Raw genomic sequence first — 16243 nt, 5'->3', positions numbered from 1 at the left:
ACAGGCTATTTGTCAGCAAAATCGACATCAATCATTAAATCATTTGCTAAGTATTCCAGCGCATCAACTAAATCATCAAGGGATTCAGTTTCAGTAACACAGCAATTCGCCGTTGCTTTGAATAGCGGGGTACCAGAGCTAGGGGCGCTGGCACGCTCTGATTTAAAGCCAATGATATTGACTTTGTGTTTGTTTAGCACGGCAGTAATTTCGTGAACAATGCCGGTTTTGTCGTTACCAACAATATTTATGATAGCTTCGCGCATGGGTGGTGGCGGGTTTTCATCGCCAGAACTAATGGTAATGTCGACATCATCTCGTTGTTTAAGTGCTTTTTCTAATGGTGTGAGATTTTCTTCGGGTAATTCAATTTCGGCAAAGCCAGCAAATCGCCCCGCCATCAGCGCAAAGTTACTGCCTAGCCAATTGCCTTTGAATTGATAGACGGTGTCTGCCAGTGCGCCCAATAAGCCGGGCTTATCTTTTCCTACTAGGGTAATGATGAAAGATTTCATAGGGATTGAAGCTTCCTCGTTAAGCATAAATGAAAGATTGAATCACTTGAGGATAAACAAGGTTAAAGATAAATCTACGGTAATAATAATAAAAGTTTTATTTTTGCTGGCTATTTGAAAACAGACAAAAGTAAAATGTGCGCCCAGTGATTAGAGCTTAGAGTTTCCGTTTTGCAACAACACGCTCTTAACAAACAGCTGCAACGCAGATTAAAACGCGATAGGAATGCTTCTTGGCTGATCCATTTTGGTGGGTGGCTAGTGCTAGCGGCATTGTTGGTTTTGCTGTGGCATCTGATTTCCGTTGTATCTCCTATGGCGAGCCATCCAGAGATTGTCGCTTCTGATAAACGCACAATGCCTTTCGCTGGAGATTGGTTATACGCAACACAAACACAAAGTGAACACCTATTTGTGTTACGCCAAGATGATTGCAGTTTGGTATTTTATAGGCAAGCTGTACATGATATTCATCCAACGCAATTGCAGCGTTTTCCTACGGCGTGTGATACCCGAAGTGTCATTCATGAATATCAGGGGTATCACTACTTATCACAAATAAATAGCGACCACATTCTGAGAGTTAAAGAAATCACTTTCATGGAGGATTCGGTTTTCCTCGAACAGGTGTTTAGTGAGCGCTTACCTAACCTTATCCTAACCGATGAAACCCAGTGGCAATTGGTGCAGCAAAAGCACAAATGGGGATTGCTGCTCTCGGACCCCGTTTCGAGTCAAGTTTATTGGCTTGACCCTCAACATCAACAAAAACCGGTTTATCATTATTATGCAAACGTAAAGCAGATATTTTTGTTGCCGGATAATGCTGAAATTATGTTGCACCAAGGCAACTCATTACGTTTGTTAAATTGGCAAAATCAGGTTATCTGGGAAGATAATGCAATGGTTGCTGATACTGAAAAGGTGTTTTTGGCACCGACACCTTCTGGCAAGGGATTCTTTCTGCAACGAGCTGAAAAGGCATTCGAAAAGTGGGTGTTTACTCACTCTGAAGATAAGGTAAAGTTTGAGTTGGCCTACCAATTTACTGGTGATGCAGCGGCTATTGGTAAGGTGTATCAAGTCTTCTTTATTTCGCCCATGCATTTAAGCATCTTGGTGTCGCAACAGGGAATTACGTTAATGAATTTTACGACTGCCGAGATATTACATCAGCAGTCGTGGGCATCATTAGGTGTGAATTCTGATTCTGTTCGATTGTATTGGCATGGTAATCAACTTGCTGCCAGAGACCATCATGCGTTGCGGTTATTTGATGTGTCCAAAGCAAAATCCAGTGTCACGCTATTGAATCTGTTTTCTAAACTCTGGTACGAAGGGTACGCCAAGCCAGACTACGTATGGCAAAGTTCGGCAGGAGCCGATAACTATCAAACCAAATTCAGTGTCGTTCCTCTTATTATTGGCAGTATAAAAGCAGCGGTATTGGCTATTCTTGTGGCTTTGCCTTTAGGATTGGGAGCGGCGGTTTATACAGCGTATTTTGCGTCGTCTAAATCGCGTAAATGGTTAAAGCCTTCTATTGAGATGCTGGAAGCCATTCCATCCGTTGTCATTGGGTTTATTGCGGCGATTTGGTTACTTCCTCTTGGTGCAGAAAGTTTAGCGGGGGTTGTCGGTTTTATTCTTCTTTTGCCTCTTTATGCCGTTGGAATGGTTCTACTTCACCGTATTATTCTTAGCACAACAGGCAAATCGATCCCCATCAGTTTGCCTGCCTTTTTCGTTTATTTACTTGGCTTTGCTGTGCTGCTTAGTCTTGTTGTTCCTTGGTTAATGCAGACGTTAACTGCGCTCTCTGTGCCATCGTTATTTTTTGTTGAAGAACAAGACACCCATAGTAAAAACACAGTAGTGATTGCCTTAGCGCTTGGGGTTGCCATCGCGCCTAGTATCTATAGTCTTGCGGAAGATGCAATTTATGAGGTGCCTGTTTCTTTAAAGCGGGCATCGTATGCGCTTGGTGCAACTCGATTACAGACGTTGCTAAATGTGGTGTTAAAAGTTGCTTATCCGGGGATTGTTTCTGCGCTGATGCTTGGTTTTTCCCGAGCGCTCGGTGAAACCATGATTTTGCTTATGGTCACAGGAAATACGCCAATTGCCGAATGGGATTTGATGGAAGGAATGCGCTCATTAACCGCGAATTTAGCCATTGAATTGCCCGAGTCTGAAGTTGGCGGGATGCATTATCAGGTGTTGTTTTTCACTGCCTTGTTGTTGTTGGTGTTTACAATGGGCATCAATACGGTAGCGGAGTTATTACGTTTGCGTTTGAAGAAGAAATACCGTCATGATTAAAGCGTTCTGGGCTGATCAAGAAAAAGAACATTTTGCGATAATACTTTCAGGGTCGCTGGTGTGTTTGGTGATTATTGCCTTGTTATCTATAGTGGCTTTAATTGTGAGTCGTGGATTAGCACACTTTTGGGTGCAGCCTGCTTACTTTGTGAATATCAATGAATCAGTACAAGGCCAAACAGGTTCTAATGCTGAACAGTTTTTAGTGGGCCGAAAGCAATATGCAATTATTCAAAATCGGGATGTTGCTAGTGATAAAGTTAAACGGGTTTGGCTCCAAGAAAGTACCTATATGGAAGCGAATAGCGGCAAGCCGACGGTCGTTGAAAAGTCGCAGATCACCTATCTGGATAAACCTGAAAGGTTAGCCAAAATTGGTATGACAGATGGGTCGTTTTTATTGGCGATACCTAAACAAATACAAACGCCGGCAAGTATGGCATCTGCGAGTGAATTTCACGTTATCCAAGAACAGATCGAGCAATTAAGAGAGCAAGTGGTAGAGATTCAAGTTCAGCATTTGTCTCCGCTGCATGAATTATTAGCGGAAATGCGTATTCGGGAAGTGGAAGCAACCGCTCCAGCTTATATCAAAGCGGTTCAGGCTTATCAACATTGGGACTCCCGGCTGACGGAGTTACAACAAGCTTTATCTCGTTATTCTCTGGTTGTGTCTTTGGCAGATGGACGAGAGATGTCGGTGCCTTTGGCAGATACACACTATATGCAATATCCAAATGCCGCCAATATCTTCGAAAAACTCTACTATTTTATCAGCCAAATTTGGTTATTTGTTAGCGACTCACCTAAACAAGCGATTACTGCGGGCGGCGTATTTCCTGCCTTATTTGGCACGGTGCTAATGGTCATGTTAATGACAATAATGGTAACGCCTTTAGGTGTATTGGCCGCAATTTATTTGGCCGAATATGCGCCCAATAACTCTGTGGTTTCTATTATCCGTATCGCCGTAAGTAACTTGGCGGGAGTGCCGTCTATTGTCTATGGTGTTTTTGGACTCGGCTTTTTTGTTTACACCGTCGGTGGGCATCTCGACAGCCTCATTTTCCCTGAAAAATCCGATGTTGCAGTGTTTGGAGCGCCCGGCTTACTTTGGGCGTCGTTAACGATGGCGTTACTCACATTGCCGGTAGTGATTGTGTCAACGGAAGAAGGGTTGAGGCGTGTACCTAGGACATTGCGACAGGGCAGCTATGCGCTGGGAGCGACTAAATTTGAAACCATTCGTTTGATTGTCTTACCAATGGCGACCCCGGGGATTATGACAGGGGTGATTTTAGCGATAGCTCGTGGCGCCGGAGAAGTTGCCCCTTTGCTTATGTTAGGAGCGGTCAAGTTCGCTTTATTGCTTCCTATTGACGCTGAATTTCCTTATATCCACCTTGAACGCCAATTTATGCATTTAGGTGTACTAATATACGATGGCGCATTTCACAGTCAATTTGGTGGCGGGGAAGCAGGCTTAATGTTTGCTGCTTGTATGTTGCTCTTGGTTGTTGTCCTTGTATTGAATACAATCGCGGTTCGAATACGCAACAGATTGCGGAATCAGTATCAAATTTTTAATGGTTAACGAGTATTTCTTATGGATGCGTTAGATTCCCCGCTTTTCACTGTGCCTAAGCTAAACAGTTTAGCGAAATCGGATATTGCGATAGAAGTGAACGACTTGGCGCTGTATTTTGGTCAACGCAAAGTGCTACATGAAATCAGTATGCGTATTCCCAAAAATAAAGTGACCGCTATTATTGGCCCAAGCGGTTGTGGGAAATCCACACTTATCGGTTGTTTTAATCGTTTAAATGATTTGCATCAAGATTGTCGAATCGAAGGGCAAGTGATAATTGGCGAAAGGAATATCTTCCATCATAAGCAAAATGTGCCCGAACTTAGAACGAAAGTAGGCATGGTATTCCAACGTCCTAACCCATTTCCGGTCTCAGTCTACGAAAATGTGGTTTACGGGCTGCGAATTAAAGGCATATCTGACCGGCGTTTATTAGACAATGTCGTCGAAAATGCGTTGATAAAAGCAGCCCTTTGGGATGAAGTTAAAGATAATTTATTTGATTCCGCATTACTGTTATCCACTGGGCAACAACAACGCTTAGTCATTGCTCGGGCGCTTGCTCTCGAACCTGAAATTCTTATTTTGGATGAGCCCACCTCAGCATTGGATCCAATCTCGACCCTGCTTATTGAAGAATTAATTAATGACTTGCGAAGTCAGTTTACGGTGATTATTGTGACGCACAATTTGCAGCAAGCCGCGCGGGTTTCTGATTACACTGCATTTTTGCACCAAGGCGAGCTGATCGAATATTCGGATACAGATACGATTTTCACCTTGCCTGCACAGCAACAAACCGAAGCCTATATTACGGGCCGATACGGTTAGGACAACAACGATGCAAGAAATGAGTCAAAGCCCGCATATTTCCGGGCGCTTTAATCAAGAATTGGAAAATTTAAAAAACGCGGTACTGGCAATGGGAGGCATTGTTGAGCAGCAACTAGCGAATACATTAAAAGCGCTCAGAGATGATGATAAGCGCATTGCAGAGCAAGTGGTCATTGAGGATGGGCATGTCAACGATATGGAGGTACAGATTGATAAGGAATGTATGCGCATTATTGCGAGGCGTAATCCCATCGCTGGCGATCTGCGTTTAGTCTTGACCATCGTCAAAATTAACACTGATGTGGAACGTATGGGAGATGAAGTAGAACGAATCGCTAACATGGTTTTAGTTAAGAGTCTACCCTCATCGGAAATAATAAAAGCGGGAATGTTTAACACAGGACACTTAATTTTAGATATGATCCGCGCCACTTTAGATGCCTTTGCTCGGATGGATGTGGATGCTGCGAAAGCAATTCACCAAGATGATGCAAAAATTGATCAGGAGTATAAGAAACTCTTGATCCAAGTGCTGAGTGACATGCAACAAGAAGCCGAAATTTTACCTGGTTGGCTTGATGTACTTTGGGCTCTTCGCGCAATGGAACGGATAGGAGATAGATGTAAAAATATATGTGAGTACCTGATTTATTCTGTTGAAGGAATTAATGTTCGCCACATAGAAAACCCGTTTGGGGAGCTCTCTGAGCGCTCGGCAACATAAAGCAGTAATCCATTATAAAAACGTATCGAAGTAAAAAACGTAAAGAGTTTTAAAAATGACGATGAACCCGATTTTGGCAATGTTTGCGAGATCACCGATTAACCCCATTAAAGAGCATATGGCGGCGGTGACAAAAGGCTGCAAATTGCTTATTCCACTTTTTGATGCAGCGTCAGCATCGGATTGGGAAAGAGCAAAAGAATTGTATAGCGAGATTTCGACTCTTAAGAAAACCGCAGATAGTGTGAAACGAGATGTGCGTTGCACGTTGGCGCAGAATGTTTTGCTACCCGTGAGTAAAACTCACTTTACCGAGCTACTGAGTAAACAAGGACAAAGCATTCGCTGTGTCAGAGAAATCGCCACGGCAGTGACCTTCCGAGAAATGGAGATTCCTAAAGAGATTATTGAAAATTTCACTAGTTTCGTATCTGAGTGTGTTGTGATTACTGAGCGTGCACAATCAGTAGTGAATGAATTAGATGAGTTGTTAGAAACAGGATTTAAAGGCCGCGAAGCACAATTAGTTGAAAAAATGATTCGTGATCTTGATGTTTCTTTGGATTTGACAGAAGACAAAAAAATCGAATTGATGAGCCAAGTGCGTCAAATCGAAGACCAATTGTCTCCCGTTAGTGCTGTATTCCTATACGACGTATTAAGCCGATTAAGTAAGCTAGCGGAGCTGGCAGAACAATGTGGCGCGAAAATCGAAGTAATGTTGTCAGAATAAGGGAGCAACATGGAAATTATTTCTACTTACGGACCGACGTTAATTCTGTTCGCTGCCGTTGTTGGCTTTTTAATGGCTTGGGGAGTAGGAGCAAATGACGTAGCAAATGCGATGGGAACATCTGTTGGTTCCAAAGCGTTAACTATTAAACAAGCTGTCATTATTGCCATGGTATTTGAATTTGCAGGAGCCTATTTGGCTGGTGGAGAGGTAACTGCAACTATTCGTAAAGGCATTATCGACGGAGACTACTTTACTAACAGTCCCGAATTATTGGTATTTGGGATGATCTCATCGTTATTAGCCGCAGGGCTCTGGTTAGCCCTTGCTTCTTACCGTGGATGGCCTGTCTCAACCACTCATTCCATTATTGGCGGTATCCTCGGTTTTGCCTTAACCAGTGCAGGTATTGATTCTGTCTCTTGGGGTAAAGTTGGCGGGATTTTCGCTTCTTGGATTGTGACACCCGCCATAGCCGGTGTGATTGCGTATCTTATTTTTATGAGTGCGCAGCGGTTAATCTTTGATAAAAAAGACCCCCTTGAAGCGGCGAAGCGTTATGTACCGTACTATATGGGCCTAGCAGGTCTAGTTTTGGCTATGGTAACAATCAAAAAAGGCTTAAAACATGTGGGCCTTGGTTTAGACCCAGAGGTAGGATTCTTAATTAGCGTTATGATTGCCATAATCGTATTTGCCATTGGCAAAGTGGCGATTAAACGCATTCAGTTTGATGAACAAACTAAAGGCTCTTCTAACTTTAATAACGTAGAAAAGATTTTTGCAGTACTTATGGTCGTAACAGCATGTTGTATGGCCTTTGCTCATGGTTCAAACGATGTAGCGAATGCCATTGGTCCTTTGGCTGCGGTTGTGAGTATTGTTAACAGTGAAGGGCAAATTAATCAGTCAGCGGCGCTTGACTGGTGGATTTTGCCATTAGGTGCTGTAGGAATTGTGTTAGGACTCGCATTATTTGGGCAGCGTGTTATTGGTACCATTGGCCAAGGCATCACTCATTTAACGCCCAGTCGTGGCTTTGCAGCTGAACTTGCCGCAGCTAGCACCGTTGTGCTTGCGTCGGGTACAGGGTTGCCTATATCCACAACACAAACGTTGGTTGGCGCGGTAATGGGCGTAGGTATGGCTCGAGGCATTGCTGCACTCAATATGAGCACGATTCGTCGAATTATTTTGTCGTGGATGGTGACATTGCCGGCAGGGGCGATTTTGTCTTACATATTCTTTACTATCATCCGTTCAATATTTACCTTGTAGCAATACTTTTTGTTATCCAAAAGATACATAATTGAATAAAAACGGCTTCTGAAAAGAAGCCGTTTTTTTATCGATTTCACAAAAATCTGGTACGGTTAGTTGTCGTCATGGAAAAGCGTTCAAACGTGGAAATAATTGTTTTGAATGCAAAATAAGCGAATCGGATCAGTGAGTGTTTTTTGTTTGGGTGAATTTTTTATCATTAAAAATGATGCAATAGTGTCACTTGAGGTAATTATGCTTACCGCTTATATCTCTCCACCTCTATATCAAAAAATTTAATTAATCGAATCGCTTTTACTTCCTTGACGATTAGGAAATACGAATTAAGAATTCAAGTTCAATCGATTTCAGGATTCATATATGAAGTGGCCAAATTTAAAGCATTTGCATTACCTTGTTACCTTGCATAGGGAACAGCATTTCAATCGTGCAGCTCAACACTGCCATGTGAGTCAATCCACCTTAAGTACCGCGATTCAAAATCTTGAAGAGCAGCTTAATGGGCAATTGTTAGAAAGGGATCATAAGACCTTTATATTTACTGCTTTTGGTTTAGAAGTCGTAGAACGAAGCAAACAGCTTCTTGCACAGGCAAATGAGTTAATGGACTTTGCTCAAAACGCGGGGGATTGGCAAGCGGGCTCGGTAAAAATCGGCGTGATCCCAACTATAGCTCCTTTTTTATTCGAGCCTATGATTCGGGAAATTACTGAGAAGCTACCTAAGTTAAACTTACAACTTCAGGAAGATACAACCAACAACCTATTGAAACAACTCAATGAGGGGACGTTGGATTTGCTTTTGTTAGCACTTCCAATGCCAACTCCAGGGTGTAAGCAATTGATTATAGGGCATGACCCTTTTCACCTCGTTGCGAACCAAAAGGTGTTGGATAACCTAAATGGTGGTTTGGAAAAAGGTATTCCTGATATATCGCGTTTGCCTCATGAAAGTGTATTTTTGCTGCAATCGGAACACTGTATGACGGATCATGCTGTGAGTGCATGTGGTTTGAGGCATCAAGAGCAAGTGAGTAGTCTGGCGGCAAGTAGCTTGCATACATTGGTCAAACTAGCCGCAAGCAAAATGGGACTAACCTTCTTGCCCGAGTTAGCGCTGAACGACAATATATTGCAAGATTCTGACTTAGTGGCATTACCAACAGAAGAAAATGCCTATAGAGAGATTGGCTTAGTGTGGCGTAACGGCACAACCCGAATGCGCTTGTTCCGTCAATTGGCTGAAATCATTAGTCCACTTACACCGATTCCTGTTTTGGACTAATTCCTCGCGCTACTTTTCTTATCATTCGAGCCCCCTTTAAATGCAGTCATTTGATGGGGGCCAACACTTTTATTAAATTTTTCTCAACATTTCCAAAACTTTTCTTCATCCTGTCTCGACATATAAATCAAGATTAAAAAATTCATTCCATTAAATGGATATGTGGTGGACGCAGCGTGTTTGAGCAAAGCGATGAACAACTCATAAAAAAAGCCCTTAAAGGCAACAAGACTGCGTGGCTAAATTTGGTGAAACGATACGAAAAGTCCGTGTTTAACTACGGCTTAAGAATGACCAGCAATAAGGATGACGCTCTGGATCTAATGCAGGAAGTGTTTATTTCTGTTCATAAGAGTCTTTTGAATTATAGCGGGGAAGGCACTTTCAGAGCATGGTTGTTTCGAATTGCGAGCTTTCGTTGTGTTGAGTTTTACCGGAGAAAACGACCGATGCAGGAGCTTTCAAGTACCGATGAACCCGTTTGTGAGGCGGTGCTACCGGAGAGTTTCTTAATTAGCCAGCAGCAAAATCGTGAATTAATAGAAGCGATGCAAGGATTACCTATTAATCAAAAAGCGGTCGTTGAATTGAAATTTTTTGGACATTTCACTTTTGCAGAAATTGCAGAACAGTTGGATATTTCGACCAATACTGTGAAGTCCAGATTGTACACGGCACTTGATAAACTAAAGATTATTTTGGAGGACAGTCATGCAAGCGCAAGATAAAAGTCTTCTGTTTGCCCATTGGGTAGAGGGTGAACTTAACGCAGAGCAAAAAGTGACGTTTCAACGTTTATGTTTAAACGATGCCGAGTTTGCCAAACGCGTGGCTACTTATGAGCGGATGCAAACACTAGAACAGCAGTATCAGGATTACGATGTGCCACAGTGGGATCGTGAGGCCACAATGGATGTTGCCCTTACCACAGAGAAGCCCCCTCGAGCTTGGTGGAAAGGTGCAGGCATTTCTTGGTTATCGCTGGCAGCTTCCGTGACCGCCATTTGTATGGTTTCGCTTAACGTCCAGGTTCAATTGAAAGATGATGGCGTTTTAATTGGATTGGCGAACCGCTACACCGAAGCACAAATTGCAGAATTGGTTGAGACAAAAGTACAAGACATCAATCAAGAAAACTTGCAGCAATTGGCTTTGTATCAACAACAGTTACAGCAGCAACAGCAGCAGTTTAGTACGCAGTTGGCAGATTACATTCTGAGTTCGAATCGAACTGAAAGGAAAGAAGATTTTGCAGAACTGATAAAATACGTCAATCAACAGCGTAATGATGATCAAATTTATTATGCCCGCCAACTCAACCTATTAGAAGCAAATCTAAGTCAAGGCGCTTTTAAGGAGTAGAAAATCATGAAAAAACAGTTAGTAATGACCTGTAGCAGCTTATTCTTCGCATCAGCAATGGCGGCGCCAAATGATCTCGACAGGCTAAGCCAAGATCTTAATATTATGGGAACCGTACTCAACACGTCATTATCGCAAACGATAAAAGACTCGAAAACCAAAGTAAAAAGCATTGAAACTACTTACTTAAAAGCCCAAGGCGTGGTTTTTAGTATTAATACAGGGCATAAAATGCGCATTCCAGGAACGGGATTTTTAGGTGAGCTGGGTGTTGATTTAGGTTTCGATCTGGACTCTCCCGAGTCGCTCCGGGAGTTTATTTACTTAGGTAAGGGGTTTGATGCGGAAAATGATGCTGAAGACCTTGAGGTTGCTGAGCCAGTGTCACTGCGAGAGCGGCTTCATGAATTGCAATTGGAACGACATGATATTAGCTATGAAAAACGTGAAGTAGTAAGACGCCAAAGGGATATTGAGTTTGAACTTAAGCGAGCGGATGCCGACAGGAAAAAAGAGTTGCAGGCTGAATTAGCAAAGTTAGATCAAGCGTTAGAGAAAATCCTCGCGGAACAACAAGAACTTGAGGCAAAAACCGCTAAAGTGCGCCAAGAAAAGGCGCGTAGATTGGAACAACGGAAAGCGCAAAAAGATGCTGCGAGAACGCGCTTCTTATCTAGTCTGGAGGCGAATTTAGTGGATACTTTTTGTCGTTACGGCTCCGGTTTAAATGCGTTAGCAAATGATGAAAAAGTGAATGTGATTGTTGAGGGGCTTGGTCATTCAGAGCATCGAGGCGAAAAAGCGAGTAGTGATCGAATTTACGTATTCTCAGTGAAAGATATTCAATCTTGTGTCAATGGGAAAGTAAAACCAGAAAGCTTGTTAGATAAAGCCATCGTTTACAGTTTCTAGTAATAAGATTGGTTGTATAAACGTAAAAAGCCAGCGACGATTGCTGGCTTTTTACGTTAGCGCATTAGTGACGATAATTACTCAGCGTCGGACCCTGAATTCGAGGCCGTTGCTTTAACTTCAACCGCCTTTTTTACCGCTTGAAGAACATCAGAATACGGGAAACCATCCGCAGTTAAATTGACTGACGTTTGAAAGTTGCGAATACCTTTACGTGTGGCGGGGCCCATAATGCCATCCGGTTTGCCCACGTTAAAGCCCAGCTCGTTTAAGTCACTTTGTAAGCCTTTTAGCTGGCTACGAGTGTAAGTGGGTAATTCAGGCAGTGGCTTACTGAGCTTGGTTTGCCCAGCAATTCTATCGGCTAAGTGGCCAACGGCAATGGCGTAAAATTCAGAGCGATTCCACTTCATAATGACATCGAAATTGTCGTACACCAAAAAGGCTGGTCCTTTGTGTCCCGCAGGTACAAGTAGTGACGCTTTAATATCCGATTGACCAAGTGCAGAACCGTCTATTTTTAATAAGCCTTTTTCATCCCAGAAGGTTAAGGGATAAAGCTGATCCTTTCCGGTAAATTGATAATCGAAATTTTCAGGAAGCATGACTTCTCTTCCCCAACGATAACCCGTGTGCCAACCTAAATTATTCAAGAAATTGGCAGCGGATGTTAAGGCATCGGGAATGCTGTTCCACAAGTCGGCTTTGCCGTCACCATCACCATCAACAGCATACTTCATATAGGCTGAAGGCATAAACTGAGTATGGCCCATTGCACCTGCCCAAGATCCAACCATGTCTTCAACTACAATGCTTTCTCGGTCAATGAGATGCAGAGCTTGTATTAATTCTTTGGTAAAGAAGCTGGAGCGTCTTGGATCGCAAGCTAGGGTGGTTAATGAATCGATAATAGGCATTTTGCCTTTGTAACTACCGAAATTAGTCTCGAGACCCCAAAATGCCACAAGATAATGTGCTGGTACACCATATTGTTCGGTGAGTTTATCGAGCATCGGTTTGTGCTCGTGGTATAGCTGACGTCCTTTATTGACTCGCCAGTCGGTTACACGCTTGCCAAAATAACTTGGGAATGTTTGTACAAATTCAGGTTGGTTCCGATCATACTTTACAACTTTAGCCGTGTACTGACTTTGTCCGAGTACGTCTTTTACGATATTTTCCTTTACCCCAGCATTGCGCGCTTTACTTTGTAACTCGCTACGGCAAGCTTTGAACTCGTCTTCGGTAAGCGCTTTTTCAACAGTGATAGCTGCCGAAGCCATGCTTGGAAGCAGTAAAAATGATAACGGAAATACGAGGCGGAAGGCTTTACTATATGTATTTAACAAGATGCGGTCTCTTATCTTCTTAGATAACTTAATCCTACTTGATTTCCCTGCTTATGAAAATGTTGATAGGTGTTAATTAACCTGCAAAAGAACGCTTGTTACAATTTATTAAGAAAGTGAATTTGTTGACACTAATGGCAGCCATCAGTGCTTTCAAGAGGCGTTGATAAGTTAGCTCCGCCGTGTTGGCATTAATAGACTGTTGTCGTGCCAGAAAATCACTATTGTTGTGCGTTTTTTGAAGAGGAGGTTACAGAAGGGGCAGGGTGGATGAGTTGATGAATTTGGTCTTTTACTCTCTCTGCTTTGGAGCGATTAAACCCCACCATACGCATAACTAACTGGCCTTCCTTGTCAAAAATAAGTGAAGTTGGCATGACATTAACGTTAAGGCTTTGGGCAAACTGCTTCTGCGGGTCAGAAACGAGACTAAACTCGGCTGGATAGTCTTTTAAAAATGTTAACGCTTTGCTTCTGTCTCTTTCGGTGTCTAAATTAACGCCAATAATTACTAGGTCTTCATTTTTGAAAGTGTGTGTGAGCTCATTCGTAAATTGAAAGGCATCTCGGCAGGGCAGACACCGCGAAGCCCAAAAATCTATATAAACGACTTGTCCGCGGTGTTGAGCCAGTGGCACAGGTTGCTGTGAATTGAAGTCAACTAAGGTCATATTATATGGCAGGGAACTTTGTGAATGCGCATTGAATGGGAATAGCAAGGCGACGAGTGTAAAGCTCAAGCTGATAAAACGGAAAAAAAGCATGATATTGGGCTCTCACTGTGCCGTAATTAGTTATGTAAACTTACCCTAATGTATCAAGTCGTATCAAGCTGTAAGTACAATATGCCCATAATAGCGGTGTTCTTCGGCTAAATATTATACATGTCGCTGTGTTCAGGATAAAAAGTGAATAATTTGCTAGGTTTCCCCCCAGATTAGTGATAAAAATAGCCAAAAACAAGAATATAGGTTTGTGTGGCGGAGTGATAAATGACTGAAAAGCCCTATCTGCTGAGTGGCAGAAATACAATTATTCATAAAATGCGTAAACTGGATCTGCTTATCGTAAATGGTGAAGAGAATCCTGTTGTTATCGTAACTCACCGAGGAATTAAGTTGTATACGGGTCCGATTCCAGAAACTAAGCGTGATGCGAAACGCTTAGATATGGAGTTGATTGATACAACTTTAGCTGATGTTTTCGGTGATGAAAAAACATTATTGTTTGTACAGATGCTTAACGGTAAAGAATACCGTATTGATTACAGTAAAGCTGGTAGCGACCTATTTATTAAGATCCATCAAGACAGCGTTATATAAGCCTGTACTAACCTAACTACCTAATATTCTTTTTGTGTGTGCCTACTTCATTACAGGTACACACATCTTCCCATTTCATGCGAAAATTTTTATTGTACAGAAGAACGTAATTTTCTGCTCTGATGTCATGTCTTTTTTATCCTATAACACTGATCCTGCTAAGCATATGGTCAAAAATGGTGCTACCCTTACAGAAACAGGCGCGGCTGTATCTAAACGCCTAACTTTTTTCTCTACTTCGGATTAAGTCGTGAAAAAAGACGATCGCAATCGTAAAGTTATTGAACAACTGTTTGCATAGACTGCGTTATGCAAATACGAGTCATTTTCAAAACGAGCGGGATAGCTTAATACAACAACTTAACTGATTAAGAAGCGTTGGTATATGTTATCAGTATTGATATGTGATGATTCCATGGTCGCGAGGAAACAAGCCGCAAAATGTCTTCCAGAAGATTGGGAAGTGGCGGTTCATTTCGCTAAACATGGAAAAGAAGCCATTGAAGCCATGCAGGCAGGAAAAGGCGACCTGTTACTGCTCGATCTTAATATGCCCATTATGGATGGATACCAAACCTTGGAGTTCATTCATCAGTCCGAACTCTCTCCCAAAGTCATTGTCATTAGCGGAGATATACAACCTGAAGCACATGAACGTGTTAAGCGGCTAGGTGCACTCGATTTTATTGAAAAACCCATAAGCGCCGGCTCTTTACGAAAGTTGCTTCGTCAGTACGGTATTATACAAACGAAAGAGCCTGAAACCCCTGAACCGCTTCAGGTGGATAAACTTGATACTGATATTCGAGATTGCTATCAAGAAGTGGCTAACATTGCCATGGGACAGGCTGGAGACCATCTTGCCCGCATTTTAAATGTGTTTGTGCGTTTACCTATTCCAAACGTTAACCTAATTGAAGTCTCTGAACTGCATATGATGTTGCAGGATATTGAACTCAAAGATCAGGTATCCGGTATTTGTCAGGGATTTATAGGCCCCGGAGTATGCGGGGAAGCGCTGTTTATGTTAAGCGACTCTAGCTTTGAGGATGTTGCCAACATTTTGGGTGTGGAAGGTGAAGTGGATGATCAACTGCAACTTGAGTTGTTGATGGACGCAGCCAATATTTTAATTGGTACTTGTTTAACGGGATTATCTGGGCAGCTTGATTTAAATTTTAGCCAAGGGCATCCCATTGTTTTGGGTCAGCATCGAAGTATTTCTGAGTTAATTTCAGACAATAAAGTACGCTGGCGTAAAACCCTTGCCATTGAGTTAAGTTATGGACTTGAAGGTTACAATGTGCGTTGTGATTTGATTCTTTTATTAACAGAGGAATCAATGCAAGTGTTGAATTATAAGCTTTCTCACTTACTTGAGGATTAGGCCACGATGAGTACCAATTTACAATTGTCTGATATTGCAGAGTTTCATTGGATGATGGACATGCTTCAAGTCGTTGATGTTGGCATTGTTGTCCTAGATCGTGAATTTAAAGTTAGAGTGTGGAATGCCTTTATGGAAAGCCACAGTAGTAAATTGCCAAGTGATGTAAGAGACAAAAGCATTTTTAGTTTGTTTCCAGAACTGCAAGAGAATTGGTTTAGAAATAAATGTCGTCCGGTGTTTGATTTTAAGGGGCGAGCATTTATTACTTGGGAACAACGCCCTTATGTTTTTAAATTTCCTAATTATCGCCCTATTACAGGGGTTGAAGATTTTATGTATCAAAATATAACCATATCACCTATTAGTAACGTAGTTGGAAAGGTGGATTATGTGTGCATGATGATATATGACATGACCGATGTGGCAACGAATAAGAAACGTGGCGAAGCATTAGAGGTGACGCTAAATGAATTGCGCGAAAAGTTGGCGAAAGCCGGTGAAAAAGTCGTGTAGTAGCGGGAAAAATCTGTGTCTAATATTCGGTTGATTATCCTAAAATTCTATCTTCTTATCTTAAAACGGGTGTGATTTACTTCTGTTTAAGGCAAAATGCTCCAGCCGAATACT

The 16243-nt window shown here is 42.2% G+C and carries 16 protein-coding genes; 13 read left to right on the top strand and 3 right to left on the bottom strand.

Features of this window, described 5'->3' with window-relative positions; all coding sequences use genetic code 11:
- Positions 1-5 precede the first annotated feature (5 nt).
- Positions 6-515: a glycine cleavage system protein R gene (locus HJG39_RS11455; protein WP_268409305.1), complete on the bottom strand. Its 510-nt coding sequence runs from the start codon at positions 513-515 to the stop codon at positions 6-8.
- A gap of 171 nt (positions 516-686) precedes the next feature.
- Between HJG39_RS11455 and HJG39_RS11450 the strand changes: the two genes are divergently transcribed.
- The 10 genes from HJG39_RS11450 to HJG39_RS11405 all read left to right on the top strand — a co-directional run bounded on the left by HJG39_RS11450 (position 687) and on the right by HJG39_RS11405 (position 11555).
- Positions 687-2837: an ABC transporter permease subunit gene (locus tag HJG39_RS11450; protein ID WP_268409304.1), complete on the top strand. Its 2151-nt coding sequence runs from the start codon at positions 687-689 to the stop codon at positions 2835-2837.
- A complete protein-coding gene (gene pstA / locus HJG39_RS11445; protein WP_268409302.1) occupies positions 2830-4431 on the top strand; it encodes a phosphate ABC transporter permease PstA in 1602 nt (533 codons plus the stop codon). Before HJG39_RS11450 ends, pstA begins: the two co-directional genes overlap by 8 nt.
- A 12-nt stretch (positions 4432-4443) precedes the next feature.
- Entirely contained in the window at positions 4444-5256 is an 813-nt protein-coding gene (gene pstB, locus HJG39_RS11440) for a phosphate ABC transporter ATP-binding protein PstB (RefSeq protein ID WP_268409300.1), read from the top strand.
- A 10-nt stretch (positions 5257-5266) separates the two neighbouring features.
- Positions 5267-5983: a phosphate signaling complex protein PhoU gene (gene phoU, locus HJG39_RS11435; RefSeq protein ID WP_268409298.1), complete on the top strand. Its 717-nt coding sequence runs from the start codon at positions 5267-5269 to the stop codon at positions 5981-5983.
- A 55-nt stretch (positions 5984-6038) separates the two neighbouring features.
- The gene (locus HJG39_RS11430; RefSeq protein ID WP_268409296.1) at positions 6039-6716 is read left to right on the top strand and encodes a TIGR00153 family protein; all 678 of its coding nucleotides are present in this window, start codon (positions 6039-6041) and stop codon (positions 6714-6716) included.
- Between the two features lie 9 nt (positions 6717-6725).
- Positions 6726-7994, top strand: a complete 1269-nt coding sequence (locus HJG39_RS11425) for an inorganic phosphate transporter (protein ID WP_268409294.1) — start codon at positions 6726-6728, stop codon at positions 7992-7994.
- Between the two features lie 363 nt (positions 7995-8357).
- Positions 8358-9281 carry a hydrogen peroxide-inducible genes activator gene (locus tag HJG39_RS11420; protein WP_268409293.1) on the top strand — a complete coding sequence of 308 codons (924 nt, stop codon included), beginning with the start codon at positions 8358-8360 and terminating at the stop codon, positions 9279-9281.
- Between the two features lie 176 nt (positions 9282-9457).
- Positions 9458-10009 carry an RNA polymerase sigma factor gene (locus HJG39_RS11415; protein WP_268409292.1) on the top strand — a complete coding sequence of 184 codons (552 nt, stop codon included), beginning with the start codon at positions 9458-9460 and terminating at the stop codon, positions 10007-10009.
- Entirely contained in the window at positions 9993-10643 is a 651-nt protein-coding gene (locus HJG39_RS11410) for a hypothetical protein (protein WP_268409290.1), read from the top strand. The genes HJG39_RS11415 and HJG39_RS11410 overlap by 17 nt, the downstream gene beginning before the upstream one ends.
- Before the next feature lie 6 nt (positions 10644-10649).
- Positions 10650-11555: a hypothetical protein gene (locus tag HJG39_RS11405; RefSeq protein WP_268409288.1), complete on the top strand. Its 906-nt coding sequence runs from the start codon at positions 10650-10652 to the stop codon at positions 11553-11555.
- Between the two features lie 77 nt (positions 11556-11632).
- Here the strand turns inward: HJG39_RS11405 and HJG39_RS11400 are convergent, their stop codons facing one another.
- Both HJG39_RS11400 and HJG39_RS11395 read right to left on the bottom strand, forming a co-directional pair.
- Entirely contained in the window at positions 11633-12838 is a 1206-nt protein-coding gene (locus HJG39_RS11400; RefSeq protein WP_268409414.1) for a lytic murein transglycosylase, read from the bottom strand.
- A 287-nt stretch (positions 12839-13125) separates the two neighbouring features.
- Entirely contained in the window at positions 13126-13668 is a 543-nt protein-coding gene (locus HJG39_RS11395; RefSeq protein ID WP_268409286.1) for a TlpA disulfide reductase family protein, read from the bottom strand.
- Positions 13669-13896: 228 nt separating this feature from the next.
- On the opposite strand from HJG39_RS11395, the gene HJG39_RS11390 reads away from it, so the two are divergent.
- From HJG39_RS11390 to HJG39_RS11380, 3 genes are all read left to right on the top strand, one after another.
- Entirely contained in the window at positions 13897-14226 is a 330-nt protein-coding gene (locus HJG39_RS11390; protein WP_268409284.1) for a hypothetical protein, read from the top strand.
- A gap of 385 nt (positions 14227-14611) precedes the next feature.
- Positions 14612-15613, top strand: a complete 1002-nt coding sequence (locus HJG39_RS11385) for a response regulator (protein ID WP_268409282.1) — start codon at positions 14612-14614, stop codon at positions 15611-15613.
- A 6-nt stretch (positions 15614-15619) separates the two neighbouring features.
- Positions 15620-16129 (top strand): PAS domain-containing protein, encoded by a 510-nt coding sequence (locus tag HJG39_RS11380; RefSeq protein ID WP_268409281.1) that lies wholly within the window; start codon positions 15620-15622, stop codon positions 16127-16129.
- The last annotated feature ends 114 nt before the right edge of the window (positions 16130-16243 follow it).

Origin of the sequence: Alteromonas sp. a30, assembly GCF_026788005.1 — a bacterium.
Taxonomy (GTDB): Bacteria; Pseudomonadota; Gammaproteobacteria; order Enterobacterales; family Alteromonadaceae; genus Paraneptunicella.
The sequence above is the reverse complement of the archived record's forward strand: the minus strand, read 5'-3'. Positions and strand labels throughout refer to the sequence as shown.